Source organism: Variovorax stachyos, assembly GCF_051400855.1.
Taxonomy (GTDB): Bacteria; Pseudomonadota; Gammaproteobacteria; order Burkholderiales; family Burkholderiaceae_C; genus Variovorax.
Window position 1 is genome coordinate 60,685 of the sequence record NZ_JBLFFN010000014.1, and the last position, 16,963, is coordinate 77,647.

Annotated in this window: 17 protein-coding genes; 9 read left to right on the forward strand and 8 right to left on the reverse strand. The window is 68.9% G+C overall.

Features of this window, described 5'->3' with window-relative positions; translation table 11 throughout:
• Positions 1 to 53: 53 nt before the first annotated feature.
• Positions 54 to 449, reverse strand: coding sequence for a Co2+/Mg2+ efflux facilitator ApaG/CorD (gene apaG / locus ACMGEZ_RS22060; protein WP_436824411.1), 396 nt, complete (start codon positions 447 to 449; stop codon positions 54 to 56).
• Positions 450 to 499: 50 nt separating this feature from the next.
• On the opposite strand from apaG, the gene rpe reads away from it, so the two are divergent.
• Complete coding sequence (gene rpe / locus ACMGEZ_RS22065) at positions 500 to 1,195, forward strand: ribulose-phosphate 3-epimerase (RefSeq protein WP_436824412.1); 696 nt, start codon at positions 500 to 502, stop codon at positions 1,193 to 1,195.
• Here rpe and ACMGEZ_RS22070 read toward each other — a convergent pair.
• Positions 1,185 to 1,436, reverse strand: a complete 252-nt coding sequence (locus ACMGEZ_RS22070; protein ID WP_436824413.1) for a hypothetical protein — start codon at positions 1,434 to 1,436, stop codon at positions 1,185 to 1,187. The two genes, rpe and ACMGEZ_RS22070, sit on opposite strands and share 11 nt — an antisense overlap.
• A 92-nt stretch (positions 1,437 to 1,528) precedes the next feature.
• On the opposite strand from ACMGEZ_RS22070, the gene ACMGEZ_RS22075 reads away from it, so the two are divergent.
• From ACMGEZ_RS22075 to ligD, 4 genes are all read left to right on the forward strand, one after another.
• Complete coding sequence (locus ACMGEZ_RS22075) at positions 1,529 to 2,524, forward strand: M14 family metallopeptidase (RefSeq protein ID WP_436824414.1); 996 nt, start codon at positions 1,529 to 1,531, stop codon at positions 2,522 to 2,524.
• A gap of 583 nt (positions 2,525 to 3,107) precedes the next feature.
• The gene (locus ACMGEZ_RS22080) at positions 3,108 to 3,863 is read left to right on the forward strand and encodes a hypothetical protein (protein ID WP_436824415.1); all 756 of its coding nucleotides are present in this window, start codon (positions 3,108 to 3,110) and stop codon (positions 3,861 to 3,863) included.
• Positions 3,864 to 4,034: 171 nt separating this feature from the next.
• Complete coding sequence (locus tag ACMGEZ_RS22085; RefSeq protein ID WP_436824416.1) at positions 4,035 to 4,175, forward strand: hypothetical protein; 141 nt, start codon at positions 4,035 to 4,037, stop codon at positions 4,173 to 4,175.
• A gap of 9 nt (positions 4,176 to 4,184) precedes the next feature.
• Positions 4,185 to 6,749 carry a DNA ligase D gene (gene ligD / locus ACMGEZ_RS22090; RefSeq protein WP_436824417.1) on the forward strand — a complete coding sequence of 855 codons (2,565 nt, stop codon included), beginning with the start codon at positions 4,185 to 4,187 and terminating at the stop codon, positions 6,747 to 6,749.
• Positions 6,750 to 6,752: 3 nt separating this feature from the next.
• Here ligD and ACMGEZ_RS22095 read toward each other — a convergent pair whose 3' ends face one another.
• Positions 6,753 to 7,571, reverse strand: coding sequence for a transglutaminase-like domain-containing protein (locus ACMGEZ_RS22095; protein ID WP_436824418.1), 819 nt, complete (start codon positions 7,569 to 7,571; stop codon positions 6,753 to 6,755).
• Between the two features lie 278 nt (positions 7,572 to 7,849).
• Here ACMGEZ_RS22095 and ACMGEZ_RS22100 point away from each other — a divergent pair, with 278 nt between their 5' ends.
• The 4 genes from ACMGEZ_RS22100 to ACMGEZ_RS22115 all read left to right on the forward strand — a co-directional run bounded on the left by ACMGEZ_RS22100 (position 7,850) and on the right by ACMGEZ_RS22115 (position 11,598).
• Complete coding sequence (locus tag ACMGEZ_RS22100; protein WP_436824419.1) at positions 7,850 to 7,990, forward strand: hypothetical protein; 141 nt, start codon at positions 7,850 to 7,852, stop codon at positions 7,988 to 7,990.
• A 36-nt stretch (positions 7,991 to 8,026) separates the two neighbouring features.
• A complete protein-coding gene (locus tag ACMGEZ_RS22105) occupies positions 8,027 to 10,207 on the forward strand; it encodes a catalase (protein ID WP_436824420.1) in 2,181 nt (726 codons plus the stop codon).
• A 126-nt stretch (positions 10,208 to 10,333) separates the two neighbouring features.
• A complete protein-coding gene (locus ACMGEZ_RS22110) occupies positions 10,334 to 11,335 on the forward strand; it encodes a S1C family serine protease (protein ID WP_436824421.1) in 1,002 nt (333 codons plus the stop codon).
• A 137-nt stretch (positions 11,336 to 11,472) separates the two neighbouring features.
• Positions 11,473 to 11,598, forward strand: a complete 126-nt coding sequence (locus ACMGEZ_RS22115; RefSeq protein ID WP_436824422.1) for a hypothetical protein — start codon at positions 11,473 to 11,475, stop codon at positions 11,596 to 11,598.
• A gap of 25 nt (positions 11,599 to 11,623) precedes the next feature.
• Here ACMGEZ_RS22115 and ACMGEZ_RS22120 read toward each other — a convergent pair whose 3' ends face one another.
• The 5 genes from ACMGEZ_RS22120 to ACMGEZ_RS22140 form a co-directional block, all read right to left on the reverse strand.
• On the reverse strand, positions 11,624 to 12,508 hold the full coding sequence (locus ACMGEZ_RS22120; RefSeq protein ID WP_436824423.1) for a 2-hydroxy-3-oxopropionate reductase: 885 nt from the start codon (positions 12,506 to 12,508) through the stop codon (positions 11,624 to 11,626).
• Positions 12,509 to 12,520: 12 nt separating this feature from the next.
• Complete coding sequence (locus ACMGEZ_RS22125) at positions 12,521 to 13,318, reverse strand: HpcH/HpaI aldolase family protein (protein WP_436824424.1); 798 nt, start codon at positions 13,316 to 13,318, stop codon at positions 12,521 to 12,523.
• A 22-nt stretch (positions 13,319 to 13,340) separates the two neighbouring features.
• The gene (gene gudD, locus ACMGEZ_RS22130) at positions 13,341 to 14,669 is read right to left on the reverse strand and encodes a glucarate dehydratase (RefSeq protein ID WP_436824425.1); all 1,329 of its coding nucleotides are present in this window, start codon (positions 14,667 to 14,669) and stop codon (positions 13,341 to 13,343) included.
• 154 nt (positions 14,670 to 14,823) lie between these two features.
• Positions 14,824 to 15,783, reverse strand: a complete 960-nt coding sequence (locus ACMGEZ_RS22135; RefSeq protein WP_436824426.1) for a Bug family tripartite tricarboxylate transporter substrate binding protein — start codon at positions 15,781 to 15,783, stop codon at positions 14,824 to 14,826.
• 134 nt (positions 15,784 to 15,917) lie between these two features.
• Positions 15,918 to 16,949, reverse strand: coding sequence for a LacI family DNA-binding transcriptional regulator (locus ACMGEZ_RS22140; protein WP_436824427.1), 1,032 nt, complete (start codon positions 16,947 to 16,949; stop codon positions 15,918 to 15,920).
• Positions 16,950 to 16,963: the final 14 nt, after the last annotated feature.

A 16,963-nucleotide genomic window follows, 5' to 3' on the forward strand; every position in this document is an offset into this window, starting at 1 on the left:
CGCATCGAGCAGAGCGCACGGGGGCGTTCATGGCTCGAGGAAGAAGGTTGCGTTCAGTGCAGCACGCGCGAGACGGGCGGGCCGCCCGTGTCGGCTTCCAGCACGAACACGGGAATTGCGACATCGAAGCGCTCGCCGTGCTCGGTCACGAAGAAGTAGCTGCCATGCATGGTACCGCTCGGCGCCTGCAGCCGGCATCCGCTGGTGTAGCGGAAGGACTGCCCCGGCGCCAGGAGCGGCTGCTGGCCGATCACGCCGAGGCCCTTGACCTCCTGCGTCTTCCCGGCCGCGTCGCTGATGAGCCAGTGCCGGGAGATCAGCTGCGCCGCCACGCGACCCGTGTTGGTCACGGTGATCGTGTAGGCGAAGGTGTAGACCCGGTCTTCGGGCGAAGACTGGTCCGGCAGGTAGCGCGGGTCGACCTGGATGTTGATCGGTTGGCTGGACATCGGGGTGATGTTAACAATGGATGAAAGACGGCCTGCGACAATCCACGCCCATGAGCAGCAGCCGCACCTTCCGCATCGCCCCTTCCATCCTCTCGGCCGATTTCGCGCGCCTCGGCGCCGAAGTGAGCGATGTGATCGCCGCCGGCGCCGACTGGATCCATTTCGACGTCATGGACAACCACTACGTGCCGAACCTCACCTTCGGCCCCATGGTCTGCCAGGCGCTCAAGCCCCATGCGAAGACGGCCGACGGCACGCCGGTGCCGATCGACGTGCACCTGATGATCGAACCGGTGGATGCGCTGGCCGCCGCCTTCGCCCAGGCCGGGGCCGACTACATCAGCTTCCACCCCGACGCCTCGCCCCACACGCACCGCAGCATCCAGGCCATCAAGGCAGCCGGCTGCAAGGCCGGGCTGGTGTTCAACCCGGGCGCGGGCCTGGAGCCGCTGGACTGGGCCATCGACGACATCGACCTGATCCTGATCATGAGCGTGAACCCGGGCTTCGGAGGCCAGAGCTTCATCGATTCGGCGCTGCGCAAGATCGAGCTCGCGCGCAAGCGCATCGAGGCCAGCGGGCGCGACATCCGCCTGGAAGTCGATGGCGGCATCAAGGCCGACAACATCGCGCGCGTGGCCAGTGCCGGTGCGGACACCTTCGTGGCCGGCAGCGCGATCTTCAATGCCAAGGACTACGCGGGCGTGATCGCGGAGATGCGCGCCCGCCTCGAAGCTAGCGCCTGACCTTTTCGTTGTAGACACGGTCGGCTTCGGGACCGCGGTCGGTGTCGACCACGCCGCGTTCCACATCTTCCATCGCCTTGCGACCCATCGCCGAGCCGTCCTGGTTCTGCTGGCTGTCCGAAGACTCGTCTCGCTCGTGCGGCAGCCGCGGGGCCGACTCGCCGCCCTGCTGGGTCTTGGTCTTGCCCTCGCCCGCATCCTTCAGGGGATCTGCCTTCGCTGGCGCCTTCTTGCTGGCCATTGCTTGCTCCTTGGTCATTCCACCCTTCTGGCACGCCATCGCGGAAAGCCCGGTAGGACCGCCATGCGCCGCCCTGTAGGATCTGCGGCCAGATGAGCGAGCAGCCACCACCCGCACCCGACCACCTTCGCATCCACGGCTTCGCCTCCCTCGAGCCCGGGCCGAGGCTGATCGTCCTGGGCGGCGTGCATGGCGACGAGACCTGCGGAACGGTGGGCATCGAGCGCACCCTCGCCGAGCTCGACAGCGGCGCGCTGCAGCTGCTGCGCGGCGAGCTCACGCTGGTACCCGTGGCCAACCCGCTGGCGCGCAGGCTGATGCGGCGCGAAGGGGAGCGCAACCTCAACCGCCTGTTCAAGCCCACCCCCGCCGACCAGGCTCCGGCCGACTACGAGGCCCGCATCACCGACCTGCTGTGCCCGCTGCTCGAGCGGCACGACGTGCTGCTGGACCTGCATTCCTTCCAGAGCGCGGGCGAGGCCTTCGCGATGATCGGCCCGCGCGACAACACCGGCACGCTCGAACCCTTCGCCCGCGCCTTCGAGGAAGGGCAGCTCGCGCTGCACATGGGCACGTCGCGCGTGGTCGAGGGCTGGCTCGACATCTATGCGGCCGGCCTGGCGCAGCGTGCCGGTGGCAAGCCGGCCGACGAGGCGGCGCTCGCATTCGGCTGGGGCACCAACGAATACATGCGCAGCCGCGGCGGCTACGGCGTCACGCTCGAGTGCGGCCAGCACCAGGACCCGGCCGCGCCAGAGATTGCGCACCGCGCCATTCATGCGGCGCTGCGCCTGCTCGGCATGATCGCGGCCGATCCGGCCGCCGAGCCGCCGGCAGCGCCTGCGCTGCTGCGCCTGGTCAGCGTGACCGACCGCGACAGCGAGGACGACCAGTTCGTGCGCGAATGGGCCACCTTCGACCCGGTGGCGAAGGGCGAGCCCATCGGCGTGCGCGCCGACGGGAGCGTCATCGCGGCCGAGCGCGACGGGTTCATCGTGTTCCCGAACTCGGCCGCGCTGCCGGGCACCGAGTGGTTCTACTTCGCGGTCGCGAGCGAGCGCGACCTGCGGCGGGCTTCCTTGCCGTAGCTGTTTCCAGCGACGAACGGCCGGCAGGTTGGCTCCGGAACGGAACCCGCGGCACCGACGTGTTACGAAGGGTGGCCGGCAAACCCGCCGGGAGACAACACGAGGACCTCATCCTGGCCGCACCCATCGAATCACCATCGCGCTTGGCCCATGAATAGAAATAGCTTCAATGGCCCGGGGCCCGCGCCTATCTTGCGGAATTCCGGCGAGAACGCGGCACGGGCGCAGCAAGGCCATTGGCCGGCCGTTCAAGTTCCATGGCCGCCGAACGCGGGAGGCGCTCATCATTTGCAGGGGTATCTCGTTCCCACTGCAATTGCTGCTCACATGCAAGTCGCCGAGTTTGTGACGAATGCACCTCCGGCCGGGTTTCCGCCACCTCTGCCGTCTGCGCTTCCGGACGAAAGACCACTCATTCCAGCGGATGAAGAATCCTCGTACGGAGAGGAGTACGGAGAGGAGTACGGAGAGGAGTTCGGAGAGGAGTTCGGACACGCGCCGGGTGAGGTATCGGCTCTCGCGGACCAGGAATTCCATTCGAGCAAGCGGCGGCGCACGGCGGAAACCTCGGCTGAGGGCGGTGATGGCGTCGCGGCTTGCTGGTCCCCTGAACAGCTACGGGATCTGCATCGCCGAAAGCCTGCATCCGCACCCGCCGCGATTCCCCATCGTGCAGCAGAAGCGGGGCGTTGTTCCCCCGGTGCAGGAGCAGTTCGCTGTAAGGAAAATACTGCCGCCGGGCGAGGCGCGTCAGCCTCAGCTACAGGAGCAACTGGAGGCAAGAATTCTGCACTTGTCGCCCAGCGAATTCTCGGTCGCAAGCGGCAGGCCCATGCTCACGCAATCCATTGCAGCCAGCTCCAACGGCGCAGCACCGCAGCAGCAGCCACAGGAAAGCTCCGGCACCGTGCTTGCCAAGGCATTCCGGAGCCGGCGGATGAAGGCCGGCACGAACAACGAGTCAGCCCACCTCCTCGTGCTGGAGAGGCTGACCTCATTCGGCGCCATGGTGAGCTACGCCGACAAGCTCGACACGCTCGCGCTGCAGACTCTCGCCAAAACGCTGCTTACGTTTAGTCAGACAGTGCGAACGAGTGGGCAGGCGGAAGATGTTCGCGTGTCACGTTTGGCAGCCATTCTGTACCTATTCACTCGCCGCGGATTTCCCAGCGGGCTCAAGAACAACTTGGCGGAGTTGCTGTCTGACGACGAACTTTGGCCCGCCGACATCGACGATCTGCGACCAGAGTGCGTCGAGCGCTGGCAGAACGTGCAGCCATGCACGCCGCAACGGAAGATCGTTCAAGACATCGTTTTGCGTCTCTACGGGAATGCTTGACACGCAGGCGAGCCCCTTGCTCGCCGGCACCGGGCCGTCGTTGCGCTACGACAACCCGTCCGAATGCCACGGCTGTGCGCCGCGCAAACGCCCAGCCCTGACGCAGGCGCCCGCCGCGTTCCTACATGAGCGCCGGCATGGCCGCCCTAGGGTGCCTTCCGGAGACCGCCCATGCCTGCCGTCAAGACCATGACCCCGAAGCCGCGCGTACTGCGGAAAGGCGCGATCAACTTCGGCCTGGCCCATGTCCCGGTCGCGCTCCATGCGGCCTCTGTGGCACGCAAGACGGCCATGCGCCGCAAGGCCGCCTGAGGCGCCACCGTGGCAAGAAGCCCACGTGCAAGCGAGGCGCTGGCGCCCTACCGCCGCAAGCGCGATTTCAGGAAGACCCCGGAGCCGCACCAGGTCGGCCGAGCCACCCAGGGCGGCCATGCCTTCGTGGTGCAGAAGCACCATGCCCGCCAGCTTCACTACGACTTCCGGCTCGAGCTCGACGGCACGCTCAAGAGCTGGGCCGTGCCCAAGGGGCCCTGCCTCGATCCGTCGGTCAAGCGCATGGCGGTGCATGTCGAGGACCACCCGGTGTCCTATGCCGACTTCGAAGGCACCATCCCGCCGCAGCAGTACGGCGCCGGCACGGTGATCGTCTGGGACCGCGGCGAATGGGAGCCCGAGGGCGATGCGGCGCGCGGCCTGGCCGAGGGCAAGCTCAAGTTCGAGCTGCGCGGCGACAAGCTGCGCGGCCGCTGGACGCTGGTGCGCATGCGCGGCAAGGGCGAGAAGCAGGAGCCGTGGCTGCTGATCAAGGAACAGGACGAGGAGGCGCGCCCGCTCGCGGACTACGACATCGTCGAGGCCGAGCCCGACAGCGTGCTGAGCGGCAGCGATGTCGATCACCCGCCGGCGGTGACCTACGGCCGCAACGCCGAGGCCGAGGCCGAGCCCGCGCCCAAGCCCAAGCCCGCGCCTGCCCGGGCGCCACGCAAGGCCGCCGCGCCCAAGCGCCGTCAGGCCGCGCTGCCCGAGCGCCTCGAGCCGGAGCTCGCCACGCTGGCGTCGACGCCGCCCGCAGTGCCCGGCGACTGGCTCTACGAGCTGAAGTTCGACGGCTACCGCGTGCTGGCCCGCATCGAGGGCGACGAGGTCCGGTGCATCACGCGCAACGGCAACGACTGGACATCGAAGCTGCCGACGCTGGCAAAGGCATTGGCGAAGCTGCCCACCCGATCGGCATGGCTCGACGGCGAGATCGTGGTCGCCGGCAAGAACGGCGCGCCGGACTTCCAGGCGCTGCAGAACGCCTTCGATCGCCACGCGACGGCCGACATCGTGTATTGGCTCTTCGATGCACCCTTTCTGGATGGCGAGGACCTGCGCGAGCTGCCCGTGGAAGAGCGCCGGGCCCGGCTCGCGAAGTTGCTGGGCGCAAAGCCGCCCGCCGGCCTGCGGCTGTCCGAGGCCTTCGGGGCTTCGCCGCGCGAGCTGCTGGCGTCCTCCGCGGAACTGGGCTTCGAGGGGATCATCGCCAAGCGCAAGGGCTCGGCCTATGTGTCGCGCCGCTCGTCGGAGTGGATCAAGCTCAAGAACCAGCGGCGCCAGGAGTTCGTGATCGGCGGCTACACGGCGCCCCAGGGCTCGCGCACCGGCTTCGGTTCGCTGCTGCTGGGCGTGTACGACGAACAGGGCCAGTTGCAGTACTGCGGCAACGTGGGCACCGGCTTCGACGCCGATCGGCTGACGGACATCAAGGGCAGGCTCGACACGCTGGCGAGCGACACCTGTCCCTTCGAGAAGCGGCCCGCCGGCGTCAAGCCGTTCTGGGTCAAGCCCAAGCTGGTGGCCGAGGTCGCCTTCGGCGAATGGACACGCGATGGCCGCGTGCGCCAGGCGGTGTTCCAGGGCCTGCGCAGCGACAAGCCGGCGTCGCAGATCCGGCGCGAACTGGCGCAGCCCCCGGCAGCCAACCCACCCGACCATGAAGCGAGCCCAGCGATGAAGGCATTGCACATCACCCATGCAGAGCGCGTGATCGACAAGACCAGCGGGGTCACCAAGGGCGAGCTGGTCGCCTTCTACGACCAGGTGGGACCGCTCATGGTCCCGCACCTGAAGGGCCGCCCCGTCGCGCTGGTGCGCGCCCCCGAGGGCGTGGGCGGCGAGCTCTTCTTCCAGAAGCATGCGAACAGGAACGAGATGCCGGGCGTGAAGCTGCTGGACCCGGCGCTCGACCCCGACCACGAGCCGCTGCTGCAGATCGACAGCGTGCAAGGCCTGCTCTCTGCCGCGCAGATGAACGTGCTGGAGCTGCACACCTGGAACGCCACCTCGAACGCCATCGACCGGCCCGATCGCATCACGCTGGACCTCGACCCCGGCGAAGGCGTCGAATGGGCCACGATGCAGGAGGCGACCCTGCTGGTGCACACCCTGCTCGACGAGCTGGCGCTGCCGGCCTTCCTGAAGACCAGCGGCGGCAAGGGCATGCACGTGATCGTGCCGATCCGGCGCCATTACGGCTGGGACGCGGTCAAGGGCTTCGCGCAGGCGCTGGTGATCCACCTGGCCGAGACCATTCCCGAGCGCTTCGTCGCCAAGAGCGGGCCCCGCAACCGGGTCGGCAAGATCTTCGTGGACTACCTGCGCAACGGCTTCGGCGCGACCACGGTGAGCGCGTGGTCGGTGCGCTCGCGGCCGGGCCTGGGGGTTTCCGTGCCGGTCGAATGGGACGAGCTGCCGATGCTGCAGAGCGCCGCCCACTGGACCGTGCGCACCATCGGCGAGCGCCTGTCCGTCGGCAACAAGCCCTGGGCGGCGCTGGAGGAAAGCCGCAAGGGGCTGGCGGCGGCCATGAAGCGCCTGGGCTATGCGCCGCCGGACGCGCCCTGAACGTCAGCCCACCACTTCCTCGGTCACCACCTCGAAGCGCTCCAGCGTGTGCTGGCCGAACACCATGGTGATCGGCACATCGGCTGCGTCGCGGCCGTGCGCGATCATGATGCGTCCGATGCGCGGCGTGTTGTGCCGGGCGTCGAAGGTCCACCAGCGGTCGCCCAGGTAGACCTCGAACCAGGCGCTGAAGTCCATGGGGTACGGCACCGGCGGGATGCCGATGTCGCCGAGGTAGCCGGTGACGTAGCGGGCGGGCACGTTCATGCAGCGGCACAGCGTGATCGCGAGATGGGTGAAGTCGCGGCAGACGCCCACCCGCTCTTGCCACGCCTCCAGCGCGGTCCGCGTGGGGCGCGCGCTCGCATAGTCGAAGACCAGGTGATCGTGCACGTAGTCGCAGATCGCCTGCACCAGGGACCAGCCCTTGGGCACCTGGCCGAAGTGGTTCCAGGCGAAGGCCAGCAGCTCGCCATCGACTTCGCAGTAGCGGCTCGGCAGCAGGAAGCGCAGGGTGTCTACCGGCAGGTTGTCCGGCGTGTGCTCGACCGCGCCGAGGTCGACCGGGTCGGGCCAGCCGGTGTCGAAGACCTGCGCCTCGTTGCGCAGGCGCACCCGCGTGACGCCCGCGGGCACGCGCACGCGTGCGCACTGGTTGTCGAAGCCGTCGCGGTAGAAGTCGGTCGCGAGCGGCGGACTGAGGGCGATGTTCTCGCTGCCGACGACGTCGCCGGCGCGCGAAGGGTGCACCTGCAGCAGGTAGATCAGCGCAGTCGGCGCGCTCACGCCGAGTTCGATGTCGTAGCCGATTCGGATGAGCATGGGCTGTGGAGGTCGCGAAAGTGAGAGGGGCCGGTCGAGCAGCATCCTAAGTGGCGACGCAAGATCCGTGCGTGGCCTGCAGCGCGACCGCACGTAGGCCGGACTTCGAATCCGTCAGTTCGGTCCTACCGCGAACCGCTGGCCGCTCCCACAGACACCGGTGCGCGGCCACTACGGGCGCAGGGCCGCCCGCAGCCTAAGCTTGCCATTCCACACGGCTGCATGTCGGCCGTGCCCCCCACGCACCCCCATCCCCACACAATGACTCGGAGCCAATCATGGAGCTTTCCTCGCTTTTCAGCGCACTCGATGCGGCATGGATCGACGATGTCATCCTCTGGTCCGTGGTGGCGGTGGCCGGCATCGCCGGCCTCGCGGTCGTGGTCAACGCCCTGGACGTCTTTTTCGATGCCGGCTGATGCCGCGGCGCTCCGGAACAACCGAAGGAACGCCCGATGACGCCCATGAAGAAGCCCTCCGGCAGCCGCCGCCCCAAGCCGACGAACGGCAGCAACGACAAGCTCGAGCAGCTGGCCGAGTCGATCGCCGAGAGCACACCGCGCATCACCACCAACCAGGGCGTCCAGATCCCCGACAACCACAACTCGCTGCGGGCGGGCGTGCGGGGGCCCTCGCTGCTGGAAGACTTCATCCTGCGCGAGAAGATCACGCACTTCGACCATGAGCGCATCCCCGAGCGCGTGGTGCATGCGCGCGGCGAGGCAGCCCACGGCTACTTCGAGGTCTACAAGTCGATGTCGCAGTTCACCTCGGCCGACTTCCTGCAGGACCCTTCCGTCAAGACGCCGGTCTTCGTGCGCTTCTCCACGGTGGTCGGTTCGCGCGGCTCGGCCGACACGGTGCGCGACGTGCGCGGCTTCGCCGTCAAGTTCTACACGCGAGAGGGCAACTACGACCTGGTGGGCAACAACATCCCGGTCTTCTTCATCCAGGATGCGATCAAGTTCCCCGACCTGGTCCACGCGATCAAGCCCGAGCCGCACCACGAAATGCCGCAGGCCGCGAGCGCGCACGACACCTTCTGGGACTTCGCCTCGCTGATGCCCGAGACCACCCACATGCTGATGTGGGTCATGTCGGACCGCGCGATTCCGCGCAGCCTGCGCATGATGGAGGGCTTCGGCGTGCACAGCTTTCGCTTCGTCAACGCGCGCGGCGAGAGCCACTTCGTCAAGTTCCACTGGAAGCCCAAGCTGGGCATCCACGGCCTGGCCTGGGACGAGGCCCAGAAGATCTCCGGCAAGGACCCGGACTTTCATCGCCGCGACCTGTGGGAAGCCATCGAGCGCGGCGACTTCCCCGAATGGGAACTGGGCGTGCAGATGATCCCGCAGGACAAGGAGCATTCGCTGCCCTTCGACCTGCTCGACCCGACCAAGCTCATTCCCGAGGAGATGGTGCCGGTGCAGCGCATCGGCCGGCTGGTGCTCAACCGCAACCCCGACAATTTCTTCGCCGAGACCGAGCAGGTCGCCTTCCATCCGGGGCATCTGGTGCCCGGCATCGACTTCACCAATGACCCGCTGCTGCAGGGCCGCCTGTTCTCGTACACCGACACGCAGCTCTCGCGGCTGGGCGGGCCCAACTTCCACGAGCTGCCGATCAACAAGAGCGTCTGCCCGTTCCACAACTTCCAGCGCGACGGCATGCACCGCCAGGCCATCGCGCGCGGCCACGTGGCCTACGAGCCGCACTCGCTGAACGACGGCAAGGAGTTCCGCATCGACGGCGGCAGCGCGGGCTTCCAGTCCTTCCCCGAGGCGCTCGAGACGCCGAAGGTGCGGCGCCGCAGCCCCAGCTTCGACGACCACTTCACCCAGGCGCGGCTGTTCTTCAACAGCCAGAGCGTGCCCGAGAAGGAGCACATCATCGCGGCCTTCCGCTTCGAGCTCTCGAAGGTCGCTGCGCCCATCATCCGCCAGCGCATGGTCGACAACCTCGCGCTCGTCGACGAGAAGCTGGCGCGCCGGGTGGCCGAGCCGCTGGGCATCGGTGCGCCCGATCCGAAGGCGGCCGCCGGCCGCGCCGGCTATCGCGAGCACCGGATGAAGCTGCCGATCGAGGAATCGCCGGCGCTGCGCATGGTCGACACGGGCGATGGCTCCATCAAGACCCGCCAGGTCGCCATCCTGGCGGTGGACGGCATCGACTCGGCCTCGCTCAAGCCGATCCGCGAGGCCATCGAACAGGCCGGCGCGCAATGCAAGGTGGTGGGGCCGCGGCTGGGCACGGTCACCAGCGCGTCGAAGCGCCAGCTCGAGGTGGACGCCACCTTCCTCGCCATGCCCTCGGTGATGTTCGACGCGGTGCTGGTGCCGGCCGGCGCGCCGGGTGCCGAGGCCATGGCGCGCAACGGCGACGCGGTGCACTTCGTGCTCGAAGCCTACAAGCACTGCAAGGCCATCTGCACCGTGGGCGAGGGCGTGCGGCTGCTGTCGACGCTGGGCATCGGCACCGACGCCAGGTCGTTCCCGCCCGGCATCGTGGTGGCGGCGACGCCGGCCACCAATCTCGGCGACAACACGGCTGCGGTGAAGATCGCGCACGACTTCGTCGCGGCGATCGCCAAGCACCGGCACTGGGACCGGCCCGACATCGACGCCGTCCCCGCGTAGCGCGCCGGCGCGGCGCTCCACGTGCGCTGCCCCTGCGGCAACGACGGCATTGCGCGAGCACGACCTGCCCAACCGGGCAGGTGCCCCGGCTCTTGCGGCTGCACACAATGCGGCCATCTGAAGCGCATGCTCGACACATCCGCTCCCTCTCCCGAACCGCTTGCCGGCGGCGCTCCCGAGCCGGCCTCCGACCCGCTGATCGACGCCTACTCGCGCGCCGTGGCGGAGGTGGCCGATCGCGTCGGACCGGCGGTAGTGCGGGTACAGGCCGCCGCGGGCGGGCGGCGCGGCGGCTCGGGCTCCGGCGTGGTGATCGCCGGCGACGGGCTGGTGCTGACCAACAGCCACGTGGTTGCCGGCGCGCGACGCGCCCGCATCGGGCTCACCGAGGGCGGGGAGCTCGACGCCGACCTGCTCGGCGACGATCCCGCCACCGATCTCGCGCTGCTGCGCACGGAGCTGCCGCGCGGCGCCACCGTGGCGACGCTGGGCGACTCCAAGCTGCTGCGGCGCGGGCACCTGGTGGTGGGCATCGGCAACCCGCTGGGCTTCGAGTCGACGATCACGGCCGGCATCGTCTCGGCACTCGGCCGATCGCTGCGCTCGCAGAGCGGGCACCTGATCGACGACGTGATCCAGACCGATGCCGCCCTCAACCCGGGCAACTCCGGCGGCGCGCTGGTAGCCGCTTCGGGGATGGTGGTGGGCATCAACACGGCCATGATCGCCGGCGCGCAAGGCCTCGCCTTCGCGGTCTCCAGCAACACGGCCCGCTTCGTGATCGGCGAGTTCATCGCCCACGGCCGGGTGCGGCGCGCCCATCTTGGCATCGCGGCGCAGACGGTGCCGCTGTCGCGCCGCGTGGCGCTCGCTGTCCAGGCCGGGCCGAACGCAGTGCGCATCGGCGAGGTGCTGGCGGGCGGCGCAGCGGACCAGGCCGGGCTGCGTGTGGGCGACCTCCTGCTTGCGTTGGACGGCGTGGTGGTGGGCGGCGCGGACGACCTGCTGCGCCTGCTCGGCGCCGAGCGCATCGGGCGCGCCGTGCAGGCCTCGCTGCTGCGTGAAGGCCGGCTGGTCACGCGCACCGTGACGCCGCAGGAGCGCGTGCAGCCGATGCGCGGCGGCTGAGGCGCAAGCTTGTTGCGCAATGGTGACGCAATGCACGGTTGGCCCCTGGCCAAACAGCCGCCGGACCGTTTGGCCGATAGGCAAGCGCGCACTTCGTGCCTACGATGACATCGAAGCTCTCTCTTCGGAGTCATGTCATGGACACCAAGCCCGCCATCCTGCAGCCGCAAGACCCGATCGCCGCCAAGCTCGGGATCTACGTCACCCGCGCCGGCATCGCGCTCGCCGCCATCCTCTTCGCTCTGTCGTACCTGCGCGGCTGACGCGGCCCGCCCGCGCCTCCAGCGTCTACTCGCCGTCCGGCGCCACCGGGTGCGCCGCCATCTGCTCGAGCGCCTTCACCAGGGCCGAGTGATCCAGCTGGTCCCAGCCGTGCGCGGCGCAAGACTGCATCAGCTGCGCCGCCGAAGCCGTCTGCGGCAGTGAGACCCCCATCGAACGCGCACCGGCCAGCGCCAGGCTCAGGTCCTTCTGGTGCAGCGCAATGCGGAAGCCCGGGTTGAAGGTGCGCTTGATCATGCGCTCCCCATGCACCTCCAGGATGCGGCTGGCCGCGAAGCCGCCCATCAGCGCCTGCCGCACCTTGGCCGGATCGGCGCCCGCCTTGCTCGCGAACACCAGGGCCTCGCCCACCGCGGCGATGTTGAGCGCCACGATGATCTGGTTCGCCACCTTGGTCGTCTGGCCGTCGCCGTTGCCGCCCACCAGCGTGATGTTCTTGCCCATCTTCTCGAACAGCGGCTTCGCACGCTCGAAGGCTGCCTCGGGTCCGCCGACCATGATGGTCAGGCTGGCCGCCTTGGCGCCCACCTCGCCGCCCGAGACCGGCGCGTCCAGGTAGTCGCAGCCGAGCTCGTTGATCTTCGCGGCGAAGCGCTTGGTATCGATCGGCGAGATCGAGCTCATGTCGATCACCAGCTTGCCCTTGGCGAGGCCGGCCGCCACGCCCTCCTCGCCGAACAGCACCTGCTCGACGTCGGGCGTGTCCGGCAGCATGAGGATCACCACCTCGGCGGCGCGCGCCACCTCGGCGTTGGTCTTGCACACGGTGGCGCCCTTCAGCGCATCCGGCACCTTGCTGCGGGTGCGCACGATCATCTCGTGGCCGGCCTGCATCAGGTTCTGCGCCATCGGCGCGCCCATGATGCCCAGGCCGATGAATCCGATCTTCATGTCGATGTCCTTTCAGTAGGTGGAGGAGTTGGAGGGCGCTGCGTCCGGTGGCGCGGCGCGCATCTTGGCCAGCACTTGCTGCGCGCCGGCGGCGATCAGGCGGGCGTCCGAGCTCACGGTGACGAACTGGAAGCCCTTGGCGATGCGCGCCAGCGCGCCCTCGGGCGTGCCGTTGTGGATGCCGGCGACCAGGCCGTGCGCCTTGGCGCGCGCGAGGATGTGGTCGATCGCCTGCGCGACCGGCGGGTCCACGTCGTCGAAGACGGGCCGGCAGCCGAGCGCCAGCGACAGGTCCGACGGGCCGATGTAGACCGCGTCCAGGCCCTCGACCGAAAGGATGTCGTCGAGGTTGTCCAGCGCCTGCGCGGTCTCGATCATCGCGAAGGTGACGATGGTGTCGTTGGCCTGCTGCGGGTAGTCGGCCCCGCCGTAGAGCAGGGCACGCACCGGGCCGAAGCTGCGCGTGCCGCGCGGCGCGTAGTGGGTGTAGGCGACCAGGCGCTGGGCGTCCTCGCGCGTGTTGACCATCGGGCAGATCACGGCGTAGGCGCCCGCGTCGAGCGCCTTCATCAGCGCGCCGGGCTCGAGCCAGGGCACGCGCACCACGGGCACGGTGTCGGTGGTGGAGATGGCCTGCAGCATCGTCACCATGGCCTGGTAGTCCACCACGCCGTGCTGCAGGTCGATGGTGAGCGAATCCCAGCCCTGGTGGGCCATGGTCTCGGCAGAGAAGCCGTTGGGGATGGCGAGCCAGCCGTTGACGGCAGCCCCACCGGATTTCCACAGCGTGCGCAGGCGGTTTTCTCTCATGGGGCTTCCTTAAGAAGGAGGATCAGCGGACGAAGGCAGGGCGCTTCGGATCGAAGGTCCAGCCTGGGATCAGGAATTGCATCGCAGCCGCATCATCGCGGGCCCCCAGGCCATGCTGCTTGTAGAGCTGGTGCGCCTTCTCGACCACGGCCATGTCCAGCTCGACGCCCAGCCCGGGCTTCTTCGGCACCTGCACCAGGCCGCCTTCGATCTTCAGCGGCTCCTTCGTGAGGCGCTGGCCGTCCTGCCAGATCCAGTGCGTGTCGATCGCCGTCACGCGGCCCGGCGCGGCAGCGCCGACCTGCGTGAACATGGCGAGCGAGACGTCGAAGTGGTTGTTGGAATGCGAGCCCCAGGTCAGCCCCCAGTCGCGGCAGGTCTGGGCCACGCGCACCGAGCCGGCCATGGTCCAGAAATGCGGGTCGGCCAATGGGATGTCGACCGACTGCAGCGCCAGCGCGTGGCTCAGCTGGCGCCAGTCGGTGGCGATCATGTTGGTCGCGGTCGGCAGGCCGGTGGCGCGGCGGAACTCGGCCATCACCTCGCGGCCGGAGAAGCCCTCTTCCGCCCCGCAGGGGTCTTCGGCATAGGCGACCACGCCGCGCATGCGGTGGCCGAGCCGGATCGCATCCTTCAGGAGCCAGCCGCCGTTCGGGTCGAGAGTGACGCGCGCCTCGGGGAAGCGCTCGTGCAGCGCGACCACGGCATCGACTTCCTCGTCCCCGCGCAGCACGCCGCCCTTGAGCTTGAAGTCGTTGAAACCATAGCGGGCCTTGGCTGCTTCGGCCAGGCGCACGATCGCCTCGGGCGTCATCGCCTTCTCGTGGCGCAGGCGCGACCAGTCGTCGGCCGCATCGGGCTCGCGCGCGTATGGCAGGTCGGTCTTGTCGCGGTCGCCGATGTAGAAAAGGTAGCCAAGCATCTCCACCGCATCGCGCTGCTGGCCTTCGCCGAGCAGCGCCGCCACCGGCACGTCCAGGTGCTGGCCCAGCAGGTCGAGCAGCGCGGACTCGATTGCCGTCGCGGCATGGATGGTGGTGCGCAGGTCGAAGGTCTGCAGGCCGCGGCCGCCGCTGTCGCGATCGGCGAACTTTTGCTGCACCTGCTGCAGCACCCGCTGGTGGGCGCCGATGGGCTGGCCCACCACCAGTTCGCGCGCGTCTTCCAGCGTCTGGCGGATCTTCTCGCCGCCGGGCACCTCGCCGACGCCGGTGCGGCCGGCGCTGTCGGTCAGGATCAGCAGGTTGCGAGTGAAGTAGGGACCGTGGGCGCCGCTCAGGTTGAGCAGCATGCTGTCGCGGCCGGCGACCGGGATCGCGCGCAGTTCGGTGATGACGGGGGTCTGATTCATAGGAGCGTTGATCCGTGTCGGTTGCTGTCGCAGTCGCGGGCGGCGAAGCCAGCCCCGTTCGGGGGACACCGCGGAACCGGCTTTGCCGGGCCGCTGGGGTCGCCCCCGGTGAGGGGGTTGGCGGCTACACGAAGTGAGCAAGCCTGGGGGAGAGTCAATCTATCGTGATCTTGCCGGTCTCGATCACTTTCTTCCAGCGGTCGAACTCCTGTTTCTGAAAGCTTGCGAACTGGGCGGGCGTGTTCCCGACCACTTCGAGGCCGATGGCGGTGAACTGCTGCTTGACCGCGGGTTCGTTCAGCGCAGCCACCATCGCCTCGCTGGCCTTGGTGCGCACCGCCGGCGGCAGCCCCTTGGGCGCGACGATGGCCTGCCACGAGTAGACCTCCACGTTCTTCACCCCTGCCTCGGCCATCGTGGGTACGTCGGGCAGCACCGGCGAGCGCTTCGCGCCGGTGACTGCCAGCGCCTTGAGCTTGCCGGCCTTGATGTGCGGCACCACCGCGTTGACGTTCTGGAAGGACGCTTCGACCTGGCCGCCGAGCAGGTCGGTGATGGCCGGCGCGCCGCCCTTGTAGGGCACATGCAGGCCGGTGGTGCCGGTCTCCTGCCAGAACAGCTCGGCCGTGAGGTGATCGCTGGAGCCGTTGCCGGAGGAAGCGAAGGTCATCTTGCCGGGGTTCGTCTTCTGGTGGGCGATCACGTCGGCCACCGTCTTGTGCGGCGAGGCGGCGGGCACCACCAGCACGTTGGGCGCCTGCACGGCCACGGTGATCAGGTCGAAATCCTTCAGTGCGTCGTACTGCAGCCCCTTGATCAGGTGCGGCGCGATCACCAGCGGCCCGAGCGAGGTGACCAGGAAGCTGGAGCCGTCCGCGGGCGCGCGCTTGACCTGGGTCGCGCCGATGGTGCCGGTGGCGCCAGCCTTGTTGTCCACCACGAAGGGCTGGCCGAGCCTCTCCGTGAGCTTGGGAGTGATGGCGCGCGCCACCATGTCGGTCGAGCCACCAGCGGGGAAGGGGACCACCAGCGTCACTGGTTTCTGGGGCCATTCCTGGGCTTGGGCGAGGCAGGCGGTCAGGCCGATGGCCAGGGCGCCGAGCAGCTTCTTCATAGGGCTTGTCTCCGAAAAAGTTGAAAGATGATCGCGCTTGGGTGCGCTGATCTTGGTAGCGCTACCGTTGATGGATCAAATGGTAGCGCTACCGTTTCTGGCGTCAAGCACCTGTTGCTAAGGGTTTTCACTGATCAGGCGCTGGCGCGGTCGACGATCGAGAAGCCGATGTCCACGACTCGTTCGGCCACCTCGCGACCCTCGGCCCGGTCCACGATGAAGCGCGCCGCCTGCCGACCGATGGCCGCGCTGTCGATGCGCACCGTGCTGAGCGCCGGATGCAGGTCGGCCGCGAACTCCAGGTCGCCGAAGCCCACCACGCCCAGCCGGTCCGGCACCGCGATGCCGCGGGCCTGGGCTTCGGTCATCACGCCCAGGGCCAGCAGGTCGGAGCTGCAGAACACGGCCTCGATGCCAGGGGCCGACGCGAGCAGCTCGGCCAGCGCACGGCGCCCGCTTCCGAGCGTGGTCGGCGCCGGCACGTGGATCAGCGGCACCTCGGGCAGGCCGGCATCGCGGGCCGCGTCGCGAAAGGCCTGGTGCCGGCGCCGCGAGCGCTCGTCGTCGCCGGCCACCACCGCCAAGTGGCGGCGGCCCCTGGCGCGCAGGAAATCCACCACCGCGCGCCCCACCTCGGTGTGCGAGAAGCCGACCAGCATGTCCAGCGGCGTGGGCGTGAGGTCCCAGGTCTCCACGACCGGGATGCCGGCGGCCAGCAGGCGCCGCCGGCCCTCGGTCGAATGCAGGATGCCGGTGAGCACGATGCCGTCGGGACGGCGGCCGATGATGGCGTCGAGCAGCGCGTCCTCGCGCGAATCGGTGTAGCCGCTCTGGCCCAGCATCAGCTGGTAGCCCTGCTCGGCCAGCGCCTCGGTGAGCGACTGCACGGTCTGCAGGAACACCGGCCCGGCGATGGTGGGCACCACCGCCGCGACCAGCCGGCTGCGCGTGGACGCCAGGCCGCCGGCCAGCACGTTGCGCACATAGCCGGTGCGGGCGACGGCCTCGCTGACCTTGCGGAGCACCTCGGGGGAGACTTGTGCCGGCGTATTGAGCGCCCGCGACGCGGTAATGGGCGCGACGCCTGCCAGCTTGGCCACGTCGTGCAGCGTGACGGCGCCACTGCCGCGGCGACTGCGGCGTACGGGGGAGGCCTCGGCGTTCATGACGGCGATTCTAG